The sequence below is a fragment of the Neorhizobium sp. SOG26 genome, from assembly GCF_003491345.1.
GTDB classification, from domain to species: Bacteria; Pseudomonadota; Alphaproteobacteria; order Rhizobiales; family Rhizobiaceae; genus Neorhizobium; species Neorhizobium turbinariae.
Map to the genome: position 1 here is coordinate 548,949 of NZ_CP025512.1, position 17,492 is coordinate 566,440.

Sequence of the window (17,492 nt, forward strand, 5' to 3'; positions counted from 1 at the left end):
AGTACGGTATGGGTGCAGGTAAGGGTTTGGAAATGACCAGCTCCGATTTCATGACCAAAGGCATTATCGCACTGCTCGGCTGCTTCGCCGCCGCCTACATCGGCCAGGAGATCCTCGGCGCCTCGATGCTGGGCTATCTCATCGGCACCGCAATCCTCGCCGGCACCGCCGGCCCGTTCCTGTTTGCGGTGCTGAGGTGGTGCAAGGAAAAGCACGCGCTGCGCACGAAAAAGCTCTAGCGGTCACACCGCAAAACCTCTGCCCCGGTTGGCTGGCGACTGACGTCAGCCTCGCGCCAGCCGCACCTGCCACTATCCGCGCCGATATCATCTGCCGGAAGTGGGTTCCATGCCAAGCTCTTCTCGTTCGTTCCGCCGCATCCTGTCGCTTTCGGTGCTCGGCCTTGCAAGTGCCACGCTCGCCGGCTGCCAGGTGCCTTTCGTGACCGACACCAGCCGCATGAACGCCGATGTCTTTGCGCGCGAAACGGCGCCGGTCTTCTACAATCCGGCATATGCCGAACCGGTGCAGCCACAGGCGCTGCCGGTGAAGGAGCCGATCCCGCAACGGCGCGAGCTTTATCAGACCCAGTTCCACCAGACTTACGGCCTGCCGGTCTCGAACCCCGTGCACCGCGCCATGTATGGCGTGATCCGCGATGGTGGCTTCACGTTGCCGGCCATTCCTTATTCGCGTGTCGACCCGCGCTTCCTTCGCCAGGAGGTCGCTTACCGCACCAACGAGCCGGTCGGCACGATCGTCGTCGATACCAAGGCCCATTACCTCTATTTCGTCCAGCCCGGCGGCAAGGCGTTGCGGTATGGCGTTGGCCTCGGTAAGGCCGGTTTTGCCTGGCAGGGCCGCGGTGTCATCCAGCGCAAGGGGAAGTGGCCGCGCTGGACCCCGCCGCAGGACATGGTCGCCCGCCAGCCGGAACTGCGCCAGTTCGCTGCCGCCGAAAGTGGTGCGCTTCCCGGCCTCAACAATCCGCTCGGCGCCCGTGCGCTCTACATTTACCGCGACGGCCAGGACACGCTCTACCGCGTCCACGGCACGCCGGATTGGCAGTCTGTCGGCAAGGCAACCTCGTCCGGTTGCGTGCGCATGTTCAACCAGGACATCATCGACCTCTTCGACCGGGTGCCGTCCGGGACGCCGATCGTCGTCATGTAAGAGCCGGGCAGGGATAGCGGCGCCCTGCCAGCTTATCCCCATCGTGTGAACGCGCGTGTCCCTGACGTGAATGGTTGGTTAACAACCGGCGCCCTATCTTGAACTCACGGCGGCCCGTGGAACCTTTTGCCTCGCTCGCCGTTGACGTGCGATTTTGCTGTCTCTGCGTTTTCATACCGAACGGTTCTGCCTCACATGGTTCTGCATTCACCCTTTTCCCGCCGGAGCTTCCTTTCGCTGCTCGGTGTCGGTGCAACCGCGACGCTTGCGTCCTGTGCCTCGTCGGCGCCCGCGCCGCGCCGCATCGTGTCGACCGTCGCCTTCCAGCCTGACCCGTTGCCGGGCCCTGGTCCGGATTCGGAACTCGACCGGATGTACGGTACCGTTGTTGATGGTGGCTTCGTCATCCCGGCCATTCCCTACCAGCAGATCAATCCGCGCTACTACCGGCAGCGCGTGGTCGATCCGACAGGCGAGCGTCCCGGCACGGTCGTCGTCGATACGCCCTCGCGCTTCCTTTACCTTGTGGAGCCGGGCGGCACCGCCATGCGCTACGGCGTGGGTATCGGCCGCGAAGGCTTCTCCTGGTCCGGTGATGGCGTCATCCAGTGGCGTCAGAAATGGCCGAAGTGGACGCCGCCGAACGAGATGATTGCGCGCCAGCCGGAGCTTGCCCGTTATTCGGCCGACAATGGCGGCATGCCGCCGGGCCTGAAGAACCCGCTCGGCGCCCGTGCGCTCTATATCTTCCAGAATGGCCAGGACACGCTCTACCGCCTGCATGGATCGCCGGAATGGCAGTCGATCGGCAAGGCCGTGTCGTCGGGCTGTGTGCGCCTGATGAACCAGGACATCATCGACCTCTATGAGCGCGTGCCGAGCAAGGCGCGTATCGTGGTCTGGCAATAAACCTAAATTAAGCGGCCCCGGCCAGTCTGGCTGGGGCTTCTTCCATTTGGCTCTCTACCGTTCTTCGCTGTTCAGCCGCTGTTTCAGGCCGATCAGCCCGTCGCGCAATGCCGCGGCTTCCTCCATGCTGCAGCCGAGCGCTTGACCGATTGCCGCGTAAACCGTCAGCGCCTGGCGCTCCAGGTCCTGTCCCTTCTGCGTCAGCGTGATCGTCACCTGGCGCTCGTCGCGCGGGTCGCGGTTGCGCGTCACGAGCCCGGATTGCTCGAGCCGCTTGAGGAGCGGCGACAGCGTCCCGGAATCAAGCCCCAGCCGCTCGCCGATGGCCTTCACCGTCTGCCCGTCGTCTTCCCACAGCGCCAGCATGACAAGGTATTGCGGGTAGGTGAGGCCAAGCGGCTCCAGCAGCGGCTTGTAGGTACGGTTGAAGGCATGCGCCGCCCCGTAGATCGCAAAGCACAGCTGCGCATCGAGCTGGATCGGCGCCGGCCTCGCAGCCTTCGCCTTTTTCTGCGCTCCCGGGCCTGACTTCACCATTTCGTGCTCTAGCTTTGACATGGCGTGCATTTTACAGACTTGACCACGGAATGCAATGTGCGTAACTTGATTGTGCGCAATTCAATTGCGGTCGAGTTAAATGCTGGCCGCCAGGTTCAACAAGCCACTACGGTTCAACCAAAGGAGTTCAACCATGCCTATCCTTTACACGACCAAAGCATCTGCAACGGGTGGCCGCGCCGGCCACGGCGTTTCCGAAGATGGCGTTCTTGATGTGACGCTGACCGTTCCGAAGGAACTCGGCGGCGATGGCGCCCGCGGCACCAATCCCGAACAACTCTTCGCGACCGGTTATTCGGCCTGCTTCCTCGGCGCACTGAAGAACGTCGCCGGCAAGGAAAAGGTGAAGATCCCCGATGACGCCAAGGTCACCGCGACCGTCGGCATCGGCCCGCGCGAAGACGGTGGCGGCTTCGGCATCGAAGTATCGCTTTCGGTCAGCGCACCAGGCATCGAACGGGCGCAGCTCGAAGATCTCGTCGCCAAGGCACACATCGTCTGCCCTTACAGCCACGCCATGCGCACCTCCACCGAGGTCCAGGTGACCGTCGAATAATCTCGACACTTCTGCCAAACAACAAGGCCGGCTCCCTTAAGGGACCGGCTTTTCTTTTGGGCGTTACCGGATCGCGCCGAGCAGTGACCTCAGTTGGTCCGGCCCGTCGTCCCCCAAGCCCGCATCCACCTCCGCATGAACCCGTTTCCAGATCGGCACCGCGGCCGACAGCAACGCCATTCCCTCATCCGTCAGTTTCAGCAGGCGGCCGCGCCGATCCTGCGGATCTACCGTCGAAGCTACCAGCCCCCGGCGCTCCAACACCTTGAGTGCCGCTGTCAGCGTGGTGCGGTCCATGGCAAGCAGCTGCACCACCGAACTCATCGTCGCCGGCTGCGGGCGATTGAGCGACATCATCAGTGAAAATTGCCCGTTGTTCAGCCCGATCGGCTTCAGCGCATTGTCGAAACGGCGGGCAAGCGCGCGGGCAGCTCGCTGCACATGAAGGCACAGGCACGTGTCACGAACATGGATGGTGGTGGCAAAGGAGACTGATTCGATTTCGGCGGCGTTTGACAGCATGGGAATATTATGTTGATATCAACGTAAATGTCAAGGAATGGGAGGCTTGCCATGGATATCGCATCATCAGGATCTCACCCTGTCACCAGCCGCGAGGAGTGGCTGGAACAGCGCCGCACGCTGCTGGCACTGGAAAAGGAAGAAACCCGCCTGCGCGACAAGGTGCGCGCCGCGCGCCAGGCGCTGCCCTGGGTTAAGGTGGACAAGGAATACGTCTTCGACACGCCGACAGGCAGGCGCCCGCTCGCTGATCTCTTCGATGGCCGCAGTCAGTTGATGATCTACCATTTCATGTTCGGCCCTGACTGGGATGCAGGCTGCCCCGGCTGCTCCTTCATGTCCGATCACATGGATGGCGCCCTGCCGCATCTCAACAACCACGATGTCACCTATGTCGCCGTGTCCCGCGCGCCGCTCGACAAGATCGAGGCCTACAAGAAGCGCATGGGCTGGCGTTTCCCGTGGGTGTCGTCCTACGGCTCCGACTTCAACTTCGACTTTCACGTCTCTTTCACGCCGGAGGAACTGGCAGGGGAGACGATCCGCTACAATTTCACGGACATCCCGCGCGAGATGGGCCACGACGAACTGCCCGGCCTCTCGGCCTTCTACAAGAATGCCGCTGGCGAGGTCTTCCACACCTATTCAAGCTACGCCCGCGGCGGAGAGGAGCTCTGCGCCACGCTGATGATCCTCGACCGCGCCCCGCTCGGCCGCAACGAGACCTCGACGCTGAGCTTCGTCAAGCGGCATGATGAATATGAGGAGAAGCCGCAGGGTTCATCCTGCTGCCATTGAGCGGGGTGGGGTGGAAAAACACAGAGGAGGAGAATTCATGAGCACCATGGAAATGGCAAAGCCCCAGGCGCAGCACGACTTTCTTCAGAAGATGGTCGGCACCTGGGAGGTAAATGCCGCCGACATGGGTAATGGCGAGGTCTGGACCGAGACCTGCCGCTCGCTGAACGGCATCTGGTTCGTGGCGGAAGGCAATGGAAACATGCCGGGCGGGGAACGCGCCACCACCGTGCTGACGCTGGGCTACGACCCGGCCAAGGGCCGCTATGTCGGCACCTGGTTCGGCACGATGATGCACCATCTATGGGTCTATGACGGTGAGCTTTCTGAGGATGGCAACACGCTGAGCCTCTACACCACCGGCCCCGATTTTGCCCAGCAGGGCAAGCTTTGCGATTACCGCGAGCAGATCACCTTTACCGATCGCGACCACCGCACCTTTACCTCCAGCGCCAAGCAGCCGGATGGCTCCTGGAAGCAGTTCATGCAGGCCAACTACACCCGCAAGCAGTGATGTCAGTCCATTGAGCCGGGCCGCGCCACGTCGCGCAGCTGCCCGCAAGAGGAGAAGAGCATGTTGCAGACAGCTTCCCAGTCGCGCTCGACCACGCATGGCAAGTTCATCTGGTGCGAGTTGATGACACCCGACACGACGGCATCCGGTGCGTTTTATTCCTCCGTCGTCGGCTGGAAGGTGAAGGAAATCGGCATGCCCGACCTGCCGGCCTATTTCCTGTTCGAGATGGGGGAGGGCGACAATTGCCCCGGCATCGGCGGCATGATGAATTTTCCGCCCGAGCTAGAGGGCAAGCTTCCGCCCAACTGGACCGGTTATGTCGCGGTCGATGATGTCGACGAAACCTGCAAGGAAGTGACAAGCCTCGGCGGCCATGTGCAGCGTGCGCCGGAGGATATTCCCGGCATCGGCCGCTTCGCCGTGATTGCCGATCCGCATGGTGCGGTGCTTTGCATCATGAAGCCGGTGCCGATGGAAACCCCGCCGACCGAACTCGGGCCGCAGGATCCCGGCAATGTCGGCTGGCACGAGCTTTACGCCGGCAACGGCGAGGAAGCGCTCGATTTCTACAACAAGATCTTCGGCTGGACGCTCGACCACGCCATGGATATGGGCCCGATGGGCAAGTACAACATCTTCGCCTACAACGGCCAGGCGATCGGCGGCATGATGACCAGGCCGCAGGACATGCCGCCCTGCTGGGTCTATTACTTCAACGTCCCGTTGATCGACACGGCGATCGAGCGCGTCAAGGCGGGCGGTGGCCAGATCCTCAACGGTCCCATGGAAGTGCCGGGCGGCGCCTGGATCATCCAGGCAACCGATCCGCAGGGCGCCTTCTTCTGCCTCGTTGGGGCAAGGGGGTAGCGGTGGGGGTGAGCGCCAGCCTTCTCGATCGTTGCCGCAGCGTCTTCGCCTGCTATAAGCCGCGTCGAACCCATATGCGACTTGGAGCGAGAGGAAGACCGATGTCTGCCGACAACGATGATTATGTTTATGACGAAGTGACGGGCGAGTGGCGTCCGGCCTCCGAGATGGCGGCCGAGGCAGCCAAGACGAACGAAGTGCGCGACGCTTCCGGTAACGTGCTGAAGGACGGCGATTCCGTCACGCTCATCAAGGACCTGAAGGTCAAGGGCGCCGGCCAGACCCTGAAGCAGGGCACCGTCATCAAGTCGATCCGCCTGACGGATAACCCCGAGGAGATCGATTGCCGCCACGATACGATCAAGGGGCTCGTGCTGCGCACGGAATTCGTGCGCAAGCGGTAATGGGAAAGCGCCGCCCGCGCACCGGCACGGGCGGCTTTTTCTTATCGCTTCAAGCTGCCGAGAATACCGCGCACGATCGCGCGTCCAACCTGCGTTGCCACGGTGCGCGTCACGCTTTTCATCGCAGCTTCTATAATAGTCTCGCGCTGGTAACCGGCCTTGCGGGGCTGGCGACGGTCCTTCGCATCGTCGTCGCGGCCGAAGCCCGGCAGCGTCCATCCAGTCGTGTCGCCGGATCCTGCCGGCGGAGACGGATCAAGCTCGTCCTGCGCCTTGCGCGCGGCAGCTGCGTCCGCGGCCTCCTTGGCGCGCGCCGCCAGAATCTCGAATGCGCTTTCCCGATCGAGATCCTCGTCATAGAGGCCGAGCACCGGGCTCTTGTCCATCACCGCCTGGCGCTCCTGCTCGTTGAGAGGTCCGATGCGCCCGGATGGCGGACGGATCAGCGTGCGCTCCACCATTGACGGCACGCCCTTGTCGCCAAGGGTGGAAACCAGCGCTTCGCCTGTACCGAGTTGAGTAATGGCGGTTGCGCAATCGAAAGCCGGGTTGGGGCGGAAGGTTTCTGCCGCCGTCCGCACCGCCTTCTGTTCGCGCGGCGTATAGGCACGCAGCGCATGCTGCACCCGGTTGCCGAGCTGCGCCAGCACCGTTTCCGGCACGTCGAGCGGGTTCTGCGTTACGAAATAAACGCCGACGCCCTTGGAGCGGATCAGTCGCACCACCTGCTCGACGCGCTCGATCAGCACCTTCGGCGCGTCGTTGAACAGCAGATGCGCCTCGTCGAAGAAGAAGACGAGCTTCGGCTTTTCCGGATCGCCCACTTCCGGCAGTTCCTCGAAGAGTTCCGAGAGAAGCCACAGCAGGAAAGTCGCGTAGAGCCGCGGATTCATCATCAGCTTGTCAGCGGCAAGGATCGAGATCTGCCCGTAACCGTTGTTCGGGTTGGTGCGCATGATGTCTGAGATCTTCAGCGCCGGCTCACCGAAGAACTGCTTCGCACCCTGCGTCTCGAGCACCAGCAGGCTGCGCTGGATCGAGGCGACGGAGGCCTTGGAGATCAGCCCGAATTCCTTGGAAAGCTCGCTCGCATTCTCGGCCATGTAGTTCAGGAGCGAGCTGAAATCCTTGAGGTCGAGCAGCGGCAGGTTTGCGCGATCGGCCAGCTTGAAGGCAATGTTGATGACGCCTTCCTGCGGCTCGGACGCATCCATCAGGCGCGACAGGAGGAGCGGGCCCATCTCGGCGATGGTCGTGCGCACGCGGTGACCCTTCTCGCCGAAGATATCCCAGAAGATCACCGGGAACTGCTCGAAGTCATAGTCCTCGAAGCCGATCTGTTCGGCGCGCTTGAGCAGGAAGTCCTTCGATTCCCCCTTCGCCGCGATGCCGGAAAGGTCGCCCTTGATGTCGGCCGCAAACACCGGCACGCCAGCCTTGGAGAAGCCTTCCGCCAGCACCTGGAGCGTCACCGTCTTGCCGGTACCGGTCGCACCCGTCACCAGGCCGTGGCGGTTGCCGAACTTGAGGTCCAGGTGCTCGGCCTTGTTCAGCGTGTCGTCTGGATTGCGACTGCCGCCGATGAAGAGCTTACCGGTATCATTCATGCAACTATGCGCTCCCTCGCCGCGTTAACTCGCATCCTTATAGGATGAGCAAAAGCGCCGGGCAACGGCAGGGTTGCCGACAGGTCGCAGGAGAGAAGGACCGGAAAACGTGGCGCTGGGGCAGGCTTTATCACCGAACCAAAAAACCATGGACGTGAGCAGGGGGCGCCAGGCGGCCAAGCCGTCGGATATTCCCGCACGCGGATTGATGGACGTCTTCTGGCGTGTCTATGCCGGGATCACCGAAGACCGGATCATGCTGATCGCAGCCGGCGTCACCTATTACCTGCTGCTTGCGCTGTTTCCCGCCGCAAGTGCGCTGGTGTCCATTTATGGCTTCGTATCCGATCCGGCGGCAATCGCCGACCGCATCGCTTTCCTGAGTGCCGTCATGCCGGCCGACGCACTCAACATCTTCCTCGACCAGGTGCGCGCACTGACATCCGAGCAGAACACGACGCTCTCGATCGCCCTCGTCGGCGGCTTGGCGCTTGCCATCTGGAGCGCCAACAACGGCATGAAGGCGCTGTTCGAAGCGATGAATGTCGCTTACGCCGAAACCGAAAAGCGCAACATCATCCGGCTGAACCTCATCTCGCTGCTGTTCACGCTCGGCGCGCTGCTGCTCGCCATCGTGGTGATCTTCGCCATGGGCGTCGTGCCCGCGATCCTCAAATATCTGTGGCTCGACCAGTGGACGGAAAACATCATCCGCTTCGTGCGCTGGCCGGTGATGATGCTGTTTGTCGGCGGCGGCATCATGATGATCTACCGCTTCGGCCCAAGCCGCGAACCGGCAAGGATGCGCTGGCTTACCTGGGGTGCCGCCTTCGCCACCGTCGCCTGGCTCGCAGCCTCCATGGCCGTCACCTGGTATCTCTCCAACATCGCCGACTACAACGCCACCTACGGTACGCTCGGCGCGCTGATCGGCTTCATGGTCTGGACCTGGATCTCGGTGATCATCGTCATCGTCGGCGCCGAGATCAACGCCGAACTCGAGCACCAGACGGCCCGCGACACAACGACCGGCCCGCCGCAGCCGCTCGGTGACCGCGGCGCGTATATGGCGGATACGGTCGGTGAGGACTCGGAGAGCAAGGCTTGAAGCCTTGCTCTCCGCTTCAACACCGTTGAAAACCCTTTGCGGCGTAGCGCCGCATCGCACGAAAACCCTTGCGCTGCCATTCGCCTTCGGTATTACGTTAACGTGAACGTCAAAACGTGAGGAGAGAACTGATGAACGAGCTGGTATCGCGGGTTGCGGACAATGTCGGCATCGCCCCGGATGTCGCCGAAAAGGCGATCGGCATGATGCTTGGCTTCCTGCAGCGCGAGGCAGACGACGCGGCCGTGGCCAAGATGATCGAAGCGATCCCTGGCGCGCCGGAACTGGTTGCCAAGTACAACGGCGCAGGTTCGGGCGGTGGCGGCCTGCTGGGCGGCCTGATGGCAAGCCTCGGCGGCGGCGTCATGGCGCTCGGCCAGCAGTTGATGAGCCAGGGCCTTGGCATGGGCGAGATCACCGGCCTCGCGAAGCAGACCATGGCAGTTGCTCGCGAGCACGCCGGCGACGAGGTTGTCGACAAGGTTGTCTCGTCGGTTCCGGGCCTCAGCCAGTTCGTCTGATCGTCGCACCGGATCCAGAAGAAACCAGAAGCCGCTGGCGGAAACGCCGGCGGCTTCTTTTTTGGAAGGCGGGTCTAGAACACCGCCAGGTATTTCAGCAGCGAAATGATGCCGATGATGATGACGATGACGCGTGCGATCTGGCGCATGCGCGCATCGATCGGCAGCATGTTGATGAGATAAAGCACCAGAACGATCACCAGGAAGGTGATCAGGATGCTGATGATGAGTGATAGACCCATGAGCCCCAATCCTTATCCGGCACATGATTGTACCGTCAGAGGGTAACTATGGGCGGATCAGTGAAAGAAAAGGGTCGTTGCAGATTAGGGTAAACGGCCTTGCTGACGCTTCAGATCGGCGTTGACTTTTCCCGCGTTGCGACCCATGTCTCCCCCTGAAATGGTGGCCCGGCCGGGTCCCGTTCTTTCCAAGGAAACAGAGAGATGAACCCCGACAGTCGAAGTTCGACGTCATCATACCCATTCGCTCGCCTGGGGCTCTGATCCTGTTCAAAAGGAGATGCGCTCCGGAGGCCAATGGCCCGAGAAGGAGCCGTCATGCTGCGTGTCCATGCCTATCACCTTGACCGTCTGGTTCCGGTTGTCGTCAGTTTGAGCGAGCCACCCGATGCGGCGGTGCCGGCGGAGCAGGAGTCGCCCATCATCTGGTACGACCTCATTACCCCCACGCCGGAGGAAGAGCGCCTTGTCGGCGAACGCCTGGGCATCACGGTGCCAACCATCGACGAGATGGAGGACATCGAGCTTTCCGCCCGGCTTTACCAGGAGGACGGGGCGGAATTCATGACGATGACGGTTCTGACGCGCCCGGATGCCGGCACGCCACGCAAGGTGCCGGTCACCTTCATCGTCAAGGGCCAGGTGCTTGTCACCGTTCGTCACGCCGAACCGCGTCCATTCGATGCCTACCTCGCACGCGCCCGCAAGCCGAACGGCACCGGCCTGCATTCCGGTTATGGCGAACTCATCATGACCGGCCTCATCGAGGCTGTCATTGATCGCATGGCCGACACGCTGGAACGGCTCGGGACCGAGATCGACGGCATCTCCCAGGAAGTGTTTTCCGCCGAGCGGACGAAGGCCAACAAGAAAACCCGCGACCTGCAGGAACTCATCCGCGAGGTCGGCACCAAGGGCGAGTTCATCACCGTGGTGCGCGAAAGCCTTGTCAGCGTCAGCCGCGTCGTCGCCTATTATTCAGCGCTCGACGGCGTCGACCGCAAGCTGTCCAAGGAACTGCGGCAGCGCCTGAAGCTCCTGCAGCGGGACGCCACCTCGCTCGGCGACCACTCCGCCTTCCTGTCGGGCAAGATCAACTTCCTGCTCGACGCGACGCTCGGGCTGATCAACCTGGAGCAGAACCAGATCATCAAGATCTTTTCCGTGGCGTCGGTCGTCTTCCTGCCGCCGACGCTGGTGGCGTCCATCTACGGCATGAACTTCGCCTACCAGCCGGAACTCCAGTGGCATTACGGCTACCACGCCGCGCTCTGCCTGATGATCGTCTCGATGATCATGCCGTATCTCTACTTCAAGCGGCGGGGGTGGCTGTAGGCCGGGTATCGGTCGTCCGGCCTATCGCCGCGCGAGCCAATCTCTAAGTGCATCGTTGATCCGGGACTGCCAGCCCGGACCATCAGCCCGAAACCGCTCCAGGATATCGGCATCCAGCCTGATCGTTGTCGAGATCTTGGGTGCCTCGCTCTTTGGCCGGCCGCGTAGAACCGGGGCGGCGGCGAGCTTTTCCGCCCACGGACTTTCGGAGAGATCCGGTGCGTCGTCTTCAATGTCCAGCAAGTCGGGGGCCATAGGCTCTTTGCTCTCTGTCATTGGCTTTCCTCATACTGATCATGCGTAGATCCTGGCCGCGCGGGGTCCAGACTAGAACAACCATCCGCTGTTCCAGCATCCCGACCGTTAGATAACGGACTTCGCCGTAGTCGATCCGGTCGTCTTCGATGGTGAGATGCGGACCGTCGAAAACCTTGTCTGCATCGGCAAAATCCAATCCCCTTTGCTCGAGAGTCAATCTTCGTTTCTCGGGGTCGAAAATTACAGGCATTTATTGTTACTACATAAAAGATGGCGTTTCCATAATGGTCCGAAAAGGGGACGCCTCAGAAAAAATGCGCCGGAGGTCGTCCGGCGCATGCTTTCACCCAACAGACGAAAGATCAATTATCCCACTGCGGGGCCAGTTGGCCCGGGTTGACGATGCGGCCATCGGGCTTCGCGAGCGCATGCACCGCCTGCATTTCCTCGGCCGAAAGCTCGAAGTCGAAGACGTCGTAGTTTTCCGGCAGGCGCGAAATGGTCGCAGTTTTCGAAAGCGCAATCACCTCCGGCTGCTGGATCGCCCAGCGCAGCACCACCTGTGCAGCCGTCTTGCCATGCTTGGCGCCGATATCCTTCAGCACCTCGTCCTTTGGCACCTTGCCGTCCGCCATCAGGTAATAGGCGGTGAGCGAGCTGCCATGTCGGCGCACGGCCTCGAGCACCTTCGTCTGGTCGAGATAGGGGTGGTACTCAACCTGGTTCGTGGCGATCGGTGCATCAGAAAGCTTCACCGCTTCGTCGAGCAGCGCGACGGAGAAGTTCGAAACGCCGATATGCTTCACCTTGCCGACCTTCACCAGCTCGTTGAGCGCGCCCATGCGGTCGGCAAGCGGCATCTCGCTCTGCGGCCAGTGCAACAGCAGCAGGTCGACATAATCGGTCTTCAGCTTCTGCAGGCTTTCATCCACCGAGGCGATGAAGGCGTCGTGGCCGACGCGGTCGACCCACACCTTGGTGGTGAGGAAGATCTCCTCGCGCGCGATGCCGGAAGTCGCCAGCACCTCGCCGACAGCCGCCTCGTTCTTGTAGATCTGCGCGGTGTCGACATGGCGGAAGCCGAGCTTCAGGGCTTCCGGCAGCACGCGCGCCACGTCGTCGTCGGGCATGCGGAAGGTGCCGAAACCGAGAGCTGGAATATTGGCGCCATTGGCGTTGACATTGAACATTTGAAACTCCTGTGGGTCCCGGGCCTGCATTGTTGATCTTGATGCCCGGGGTAGTGGGGCCGCTATTAGATGGACCAATTGCGTGGCGGATCAACCACCACGTTTTCGGGGGCAGCCGGCAATCGGCGGGTTGAGGCGGGCGAAGCCTTCCTGCCGGCGATAAGGGAAATGCGGATAGGGTGCGGTCACCGCGCTCGCCTGGTCGAGCCGTGCTATCTGTTCGGCGTTTAACGACCACCCGACACTGCCGAGATTCTGGCGAAGCTGCTCTTCATTGCGGGCGCCGATGATGACGGAGGATACGGTCGGTCGGCCGACGAGCCAGTTGATCGCCACCTGCGGCACGGTCTTTTCCGTCTCGGCCGCCACCTCTTCCAGCACGTCCACGACGCGATAAAGCAGTTCGGTATCGACCGGTGGACCGAAATCCGCCGTCTCATGCAGCCGGCTGCCGGCGGGGATTGGCTTGCTCCGGCTGATCTTGCCGGTGAGGCGTCCCCAGCCGAGCGGGCTCCAGACGAGCGCGCCAAGCCCCTGGTCTTGGCCGAGCGGCATCAGGTCCCATTCATAGTCGCGACCGACCAGCGAGTAATACACCTGGTTGACGACATAGCGGGTCCAGCCATGCCGGTCCGCCGCGGCGAGCGATTTCATGATCTGCCAGCCGGAGAAGTTGGACACACCGATGTAGCGCAGCTTGCCGTCCTGCACGAGGCGATCAAGCGTCGCGACCACCTCCTCGACCGGCGTGGAGGCATCGAAGGCATGCAGCTGGAAGATGTCGATATGGTCGGTGCCGAGGCGCTTCAGCGCCGCCTCGACGGAGGCGATCAGCCGGGCGCGGGACGAGCCCCAGTCGTTGGCGCCGTCGCCCATCGGCAGGCTGGCCTTGGTGGAGATCAGCACATCGGCCCGCCGGTCCTTGATCGCCTGGCCAAGCACTTCCTCCGAAGCACCGGCGGAATAAACGTCGGCTGTGTCGAACAGGTTGACGCCGGCCTCAAGGCAGATGTCGACGAGGCGGCGCGCCTCTTCCACGTCGGTTGTGCCCCAGTGGCTGAACAGCGGGCCGGAGCCGCCGAACGTGCCGGCTCCAAAGCTCAAGACCGGCACCTTCAGGCCGGATGCACCAAGATTGCGGTATTCCATGGTCGTTACCTTTCTCTGGATCGTCATTCTGCCGGGCAGGCGAGGGCGGCTTCACGCGGCTCCTTGCGATCAAGCCGGATGGCAACCGTGGCGACCGCAAGCGCTGCGAGCGGCACCAGCCCGGCCACCAGCGTCACCGCACCAAGGCCCGGGCCGTGGTCGATCACCGCGCCACCCAGCCATGCACCAATCGCATTGCCGAGGTTGAAGGCCGCGATGTTGAAGGAGGAGGCCAGCCCCTGGCCGGCACCTTCGGCCTTCTGGAGGACCCAGATCTGCAGGGGCGATACCGTGGCAAAAGCAGCAGCGCCAAAGAGGCCGATGGCAATCACCGCAAGCACCGGCTGGTGGTTGGCCGCCGTCATGGCAAGCAGCACGGCTGAGAGCGCGAGGAGGCTTCCGATCATCGTCGGCAAGAGGTGACGGTCGGCTAGCCAGCCGCCGAGAAGATTGCCCACCACCAGTCCGCCGCCGAACACGAGCAGGATCGGCGAAACTGCAGCTTCCGAGAACCCGGTGATCTGTGTGAGGATCGGCGCAACATAGGTGAAGCCCGCAAACACGCCGACCCAGGAGAGCACGGTGGTCAGCAGCCCGAGCAGCACGGCACGTCGGCGTAGGACGGCCAGAACGCTCTGGCCTCCTTCGTCGCCTGTCTCCGCCGGGCTGTCCCTGGGCACGAGAAGCGCGATCACGATGAAGGCGAGGATGCCGATCAGCGTTACGGCGAAGAAGGTCGAGCGCCAACCATAGGCCTGTCCGAGCCACGTGCCGAAGGGCACGCCAAGGATGTTGGCGACGGTGAGCCCGGTAAACATGATGGCGATCGCCGACGCCTTCTTGTTGGCCGGCACGAGGCTTGTCGCAACCACCGAACCGACGCCGAAGAAGGAGGCATGCGCGAACGCGGTCAGGACCCGCGCGGCCATCAGCGTCCAGTAATCCGGCGCCAGCGCACAGGCGAGATTGCCGATGGTGAACACCACCATCAGCGCCATCAGCAGGGTCTTGCGCGACCAGCGGCCGGAAATGGCGCCGAGGATGGGCGCGCCAATCACGACGCCCAGCGCATATCCCGAGATGAGCAGGCCCGCGGCGGAGATGGACACGCCAAGATCGGCGCTGATATCGAGCAGCAGGCCCATGATGACAAATTCCGTGACGCCGATTCCGAAGGCGCCCGCAGTCAGGGCATAAAGGGCAAGAGGCATGGGTATTTCCTTGGGAGGAGGAGATTGTGTTGGACGCAATATCCGCCCGGCTCACTTGCCTGTGTAGCGACACAGGCGGATAATCATCTGTGAAACAAATTCATAGGTGGGACGATGGATAACCGCGCCGGGGAGATGGAAGTGTTCGTGCTGGCGGCCGAACTGCGCAGCTTTTCCGCTGCCGGGCGCAAGCTCAAGCTTTCCCCATCCGCCGTCAGCAAGCTCGTGACGCGGCTCGAAAACCGGCTGGGCACCCGGCTCGTCGTGCGTTCCACCCGCCTCCTGCAACTGACACCGGAGGGCGAGACCTATCTGGCGCGGGCGCAACGGATCCTGGCCGAGATCGCCGATACCGAAGAGGTGGTTTCCGGCGGTGGCCGGATGCGGCCGCGTGGACCTCTGGTGGTCAATGCCTCCGTCGGTTTCGGGGAGCGTCACATCCTGCCGCTCGCTGGCGAGTTCCTGCGGCTTTATCCGGAGGTGCAGCTCGACGTCACGCTGACCGACGACACGGTCGACCTGATCCGCGAGCGTATCGACATCGCCATCCGTCACGGGCCACTGCGGGACTCATCGCTGATGGCAAGGCGGCTGGGTGAAAGCCGCCAGGTCGTCATCGCTTCGCCGGAATATCTCGCGCGGCACGGCACGCCGCAGGTGCCGGAAGAGCTTGGCAGGCACAACTGCATCAACTTCAACTTCCGTCGCTCGGTCGAAGGTTGGCTGTTCCGCGATCCGGCTACGGGCCAGCGCGTGATTCTGCCGGTCTCTGGCAGTCTCAAGGCCAGCAGCGGCTCGATCATCCGCCGCTTTTGCCTCAACGGGCTCGGCATCGGCCGGGTCGGCCGCTTTCATGTGGAGCCGGATATCAAGAGCGGTCGGCTTGTGCCGGTGCTGGAAGACTTCAACGCCGAGGATACCGAGCAAATTCATGCCGTTTACGCCGGGCATGAACATCTGGCGGTGCGGGTTCGCGCCTTTATCGACTTCCTTCAGGAGCGGCTTTGACCGACGCCGGCAGCGACCCGAAGGTCGCCTCAGTGACATCATTGCCACAAAACCGCCTTGCTTAAGTCTATTTCCGGACCCACATCCGCGAGCAGGAGATTTCAGCATGAACCAGCAACTGAACGAAATCATTGCCCGTATCCGGACCGAGGTCAGCGCCGATTCCGCAAGTCGTCCTCATCTGACGGTTGCGACCGAAGAACTTCGTCTCATCCTCCAGAGCCTGGAAATGCTTCATTCGGAGAAGGAAGAGCTGCGTCGCAAGGCGGAGCAGCAGGCGGAAGTCGTTGAAGCCGTCGAAGTCTTCATTGCGGCCTATCGCGACAAGTACAAGAACTATGGAAGCGGCGGCATCCGCCCGAGTGCAGTCTTCCGCCGTGAGGTCAGCATGATCTGGGCGGCGATGAACGGTCGCCAGCTCGCCACCGAGATGAGCTTCTAGACGCCGATTTTGAGCGGGTGCATCAGAGCCTTTACGTACTGCCCTCCTCGGGCGGGCGATGGCTTATGATCAAATTTTGTGATGACTCATTTCATATTGTCGCTTGACCTGCCGCTCCGGCCAAGCCTTCACTCACCGCGAATTTTCAAGACGACAATTTTGCAGACCCAAGGAGACTAGCATGTCCGTCGACACCACCCCGCGCTCGACCACCTGGACCTATGTGGAGGGGGAATGGCTGGAAGGAAACCCGAAACTGATCGGACCGACCTCCCATGCCATGTGGCTCGGGACCACCGTGTTCGATGGCGCCCGCTGGTTTGACGGCATCTCGCCCGACCTCGACCTGCACTGCCAGCGCGTCAACCGCTCGGCCACCAACATGGGCATGAAGCCCACCATGGACGCCAAGGAGATCGAGGCGCTGGCGCTGGAAGGCGTGCGCAAGTTCGATGGCAAGACCGCGATCTACATCAAGCCGATGTACTGGGCCGAACATGGCATGCCCTATAGCGTGGTAACGGCCGATCCGGAATCGACCCGCTTTGCGCTCTGCCTCTCCGAAGCGCCGATGCACACTGCAAAGCCGTCGTCGCTCACGGTTTCGCCTTACCGCCGCCCGAACCCGGAAGTCGCCATGACTGGCGCCAAGACGGGCAGCCTTTATCCCAACAGCGGCCGCATGATCATGGAAGCCCGCAATCGCGGCTTCGACAACGCGCTCGCCCGCGACATGAACGGCAATGTCGCCGAAACCGCGTCCTCGAACATCTTCATGGTCAAGGACGGCGTGGTGATGACGCCGATCGCCAACGGCACCTTCCTTGCCGGCATCACGCGCTCGCGCGTCATCGGCCTGCTGCGCCAGGCAGGGCTCGACGTGCGTGAAACCACGCTGACGGTCCAGGACTTCATGGATGCCGACGAGATCTTCACCTCCGGCAACTATTCCAAGATCGTGCCGGTGAACCGCTTCGAAGACCGCCAGCTCCAGGAAGGCCCGGTCGCCCGCAAGGCGCTTGAGGTCTACATGGACTGGGCTCGCTCCAAGACCAGCGATCTTTGACGCCGTCGATCAAGTGACGTGAGGCTGGGCGGGAAGCCAATTGGTTTCCCG

General features: G+C 62.3%; 23 protein-coding genes. 14 read left to right on the forward strand and 9 right to left on the reverse strand.

The genetic code is table 11. The annotated features are described in order from the left end of the window. Positions 1–32: 32 nt before the first annotated feature. From CYG48_RS02605 to CYG48_RS02615, 3 genes are all read left to right on the forward strand, one after another. Positions 33–239 (forward strand): hypothetical protein, encoded by a 207-nt coding sequence (locus CYG48_RS02605; protein ID WP_118848952.1) that lies wholly within the window; start codon positions 33–35, stop codon positions 237–239. Positions 240–348: 109 nt separating this feature from the next. Next, positions 349–1,173, forward strand: a complete 825-nt coding sequence (locus CYG48_RS02610) for a L,D-transpeptidase (RefSeq protein WP_118848953.1) — start codon at positions 349–351, stop codon at positions 1,171–1,173. A gap of 195 nt (positions 1,174–1,368) precedes the next feature. After that, a complete protein-coding gene (locus CYG48_RS02615) occupies positions 1,369–2,082 on the forward strand; it encodes a L,D-transpeptidase family protein (RefSeq protein WP_118848954.1) in 714 nt (237 codons plus the stop codon). A gap of 54 nt (positions 2,083–2,136) precedes the next feature. Here the strand turns inward: CYG48_RS02615 and CYG48_RS02620 are convergent, their stop codons facing one another. Next, positions 2,137–2,619, reverse strand: a complete 483-nt coding sequence (locus CYG48_RS02620; RefSeq protein ID WP_118848955.1) for a MarR family winged helix-turn-helix transcriptional regulator — start codon at positions 2,617–2,619, stop codon at positions 2,137–2,139. Between the two features lie 154 nt (positions 2,620–2,773). On the opposite strand from CYG48_RS02620, the gene CYG48_RS02625 reads away from it, so the two are divergent. Then, complete coding sequence (locus tag CYG48_RS02625; protein ID WP_118848956.1) at positions 2,774–3,196, forward strand: organic hydroperoxide resistance protein; 423 nt, start codon at positions 2,774–2,776, stop codon at positions 3,194–3,196. A 63-nt stretch (positions 3,197–3,259) separates the two neighbouring features. Here the strand turns inward: CYG48_RS02625 and CYG48_RS02630 are convergent, their stop codons facing one another. Next, entirely contained in the window at positions 3,260–3,718 is a 459-nt protein-coding gene (locus CYG48_RS02630; RefSeq protein WP_118848957.1) for a MarR family winged helix-turn-helix transcriptional regulator, read from the reverse strand. A 51-nt stretch (positions 3,719–3,769) separates the two neighbouring features. On the opposite strand from CYG48_RS02630, the gene CYG48_RS02635 reads away from it, so the two are divergent. The 4 genes from CYG48_RS02635 (at position 3,770) to CYG48_RS02650 (ending at position 6,304) form a co-directional block, all read left to right on the forward strand. After that, on the forward strand, positions 3,770–4,516 hold the full coding sequence (locus CYG48_RS02635; protein ID WP_118848958.1) for a DUF899 domain-containing protein: 747 nt from the start codon (positions 3,770–3,772) through the stop codon (positions 4,514–4,516). Positions 4,517–4,562: 46 nt separating this feature from the next. Further along, a complete protein-coding gene (locus CYG48_RS02640) occupies positions 4,563–5,030 on the forward strand; it encodes a DUF1579 domain-containing protein (protein WP_445304347.1) in 468 nt (155 codons plus the stop codon). Positions 5,031–5,090: 60 nt separating this feature from the next. Beyond that, a complete protein-coding gene (locus CYG48_RS02645) occupies positions 5,091–5,900 on the forward strand; it encodes a VOC family protein (RefSeq protein WP_118848960.1) in 810 nt (269 codons plus the stop codon). A 101-nt stretch (positions 5,901–6,001) separates the two neighbouring features. Then, positions 6,002–6,304 carry an alkylphosphonate utilization protein gene (locus CYG48_RS02650; RefSeq protein WP_118848961.1) on the forward strand — a complete coding sequence of 101 codons (303 nt, stop codon included), beginning with the start codon at positions 6,002–6,004 and terminating at the stop codon, positions 6,302–6,304. A gap of 41 nt (positions 6,305–6,345) precedes the next feature. On the opposite strand, the gene CYG48_RS02655 is transcribed toward CYG48_RS02650, so the two are convergent. Then, positions 6,346–7,911 carry a helicase HerA-like C-terminal domain-containing protein gene (locus tag CYG48_RS02655; protein WP_118848962.1) on the reverse strand — a complete coding sequence of 522 codons (1,566 nt, stop codon included), beginning with the start codon at positions 7,909–7,911 and terminating at the stop codon, positions 6,346–6,348. A 148-nt stretch (positions 7,912–8,059) separates the two neighbouring features. Between CYG48_RS02655 and CYG48_RS02660 the strand changes: the two genes are divergently transcribed. Both CYG48_RS02660 and CYG48_RS02665 read left to right on the forward strand, forming a co-directional pair. Beyond that, positions 8,060–9,019, forward strand: coding sequence for a YihY/virulence factor BrkB family protein (locus CYG48_RS02660; protein ID WP_118848963.1), 960 nt, complete (start codon positions 8,060–8,062; stop codon positions 9,017–9,019). Between the two features lie 131 nt (positions 9,020–9,150). After that, complete coding sequence (locus tag CYG48_RS02665; RefSeq protein ID WP_118848964.1) at positions 9,151–9,540, forward strand: hypothetical protein; 390 nt, start codon at positions 9,151–9,153, stop codon at positions 9,538–9,540. Positions 9,541–9,614: 74 nt separating this feature from the next. Here CYG48_RS02665 and CYG48_RS22365 read toward each other — a convergent pair whose 3' ends face one another. After that, a complete protein-coding gene (locus CYG48_RS22365; RefSeq protein WP_199925195.1) occupies positions 9,615–9,782 on the reverse strand; it encodes a Thivi_2564 family membrane protein in 168 nt (55 codons plus the stop codon). A gap of 318 nt (positions 9,783–10,100) precedes the next feature. On the opposite strand from CYG48_RS22365, the gene CYG48_RS02670 reads away from it, so the two are divergent. After that, complete coding sequence (locus tag CYG48_RS02670) at positions 10,101–11,117, forward strand: magnesium transporter CorA family protein (RefSeq protein WP_118848965.1); 1,017 nt, start codon at positions 10,101–10,103, stop codon at positions 11,115–11,117. A gap of 21 nt (positions 11,118–11,138) precedes the next feature. Here the strand turns inward: CYG48_RS02670 and CYG48_RS02675 are convergent, their stop codons facing one another. The 5 genes from CYG48_RS02675 to CYG48_RS02695 all read right to left on the reverse strand — a co-directional run bounded on the left by CYG48_RS02675 (position 11,139) and on the right by CYG48_RS02695 (position 14,925). Then, complete coding sequence (locus CYG48_RS02675; protein WP_118848966.1) at positions 11,139–11,393, reverse strand: BrnA antitoxin family protein; 255 nt, start codon at positions 11,391–11,393, stop codon at positions 11,139–11,141. After that, complete coding sequence (locus CYG48_RS02680; RefSeq protein WP_340162633.1) at positions 11,347–11,571, reverse strand: BrnT family toxin; 225 nt, start codon at positions 11,569–11,571, stop codon at positions 11,347–11,349. The genes CYG48_RS02675 and CYG48_RS02680 overlap by 47 nt, the downstream gene beginning before the upstream one ends. 166 nt (positions 11,572–11,737) lie before the next feature. Beyond that, positions 11,738–12,565, reverse strand: coding sequence for an aldo/keto reductase (locus tag CYG48_RS02685; RefSeq protein ID WP_118848968.1), 828 nt, complete (start codon positions 12,563–12,565; stop codon positions 11,738–11,740). A gap of 90 nt (positions 12,566–12,655) precedes the next feature. Further along, positions 12,656–13,714: an aldo/keto reductase gene (locus CYG48_RS02690; protein WP_118851454.1), complete on the reverse strand. Its 1,059-nt coding sequence runs from the start codon at positions 13,712–13,714 to the stop codon at positions 12,656–12,658. 23 nt (positions 13,715–13,737) lie between these two features. Further along, positions 13,738–14,925 (reverse strand): MFS transporter, encoded by a 1,188-nt coding sequence (locus tag CYG48_RS02695; protein WP_118848969.1) that lies wholly within the window; start codon positions 14,923–14,925, stop codon positions 13,738–13,740. Between the two features lie 114 nt (positions 14,926–15,039). Here CYG48_RS02695 and CYG48_RS02700 point away from each other — a divergent pair, with 114 nt between their 5' ends. From CYG48_RS02700 to CYG48_RS02710, 3 genes are all read left to right on the forward strand, one after another. Beyond that, positions 15,040–15,933 (forward strand): LysR family transcriptional regulator, encoded by an 894-nt coding sequence (locus CYG48_RS02700; RefSeq protein WP_118848970.1) that lies wholly within the window; start codon positions 15,040–15,042, stop codon positions 15,931–15,933. Between the two features lie 106 nt (positions 15,934–16,039). Next, entirely contained in the window at positions 16,040–16,375 is a 336-nt protein-coding gene (locus CYG48_RS02705) for a hypothetical protein (protein ID WP_118848971.1), read from the forward strand. A gap of 181 nt (positions 16,376–16,556) precedes the next feature. Then, entirely contained in the window at positions 16,557–17,441 is an 885-nt protein-coding gene (locus tag CYG48_RS02710) for a branched-chain amino acid aminotransferase (protein ID WP_118848972.1), read from the forward strand. Positions 17,442–17,492: the final 51 nt, after the last annotated feature.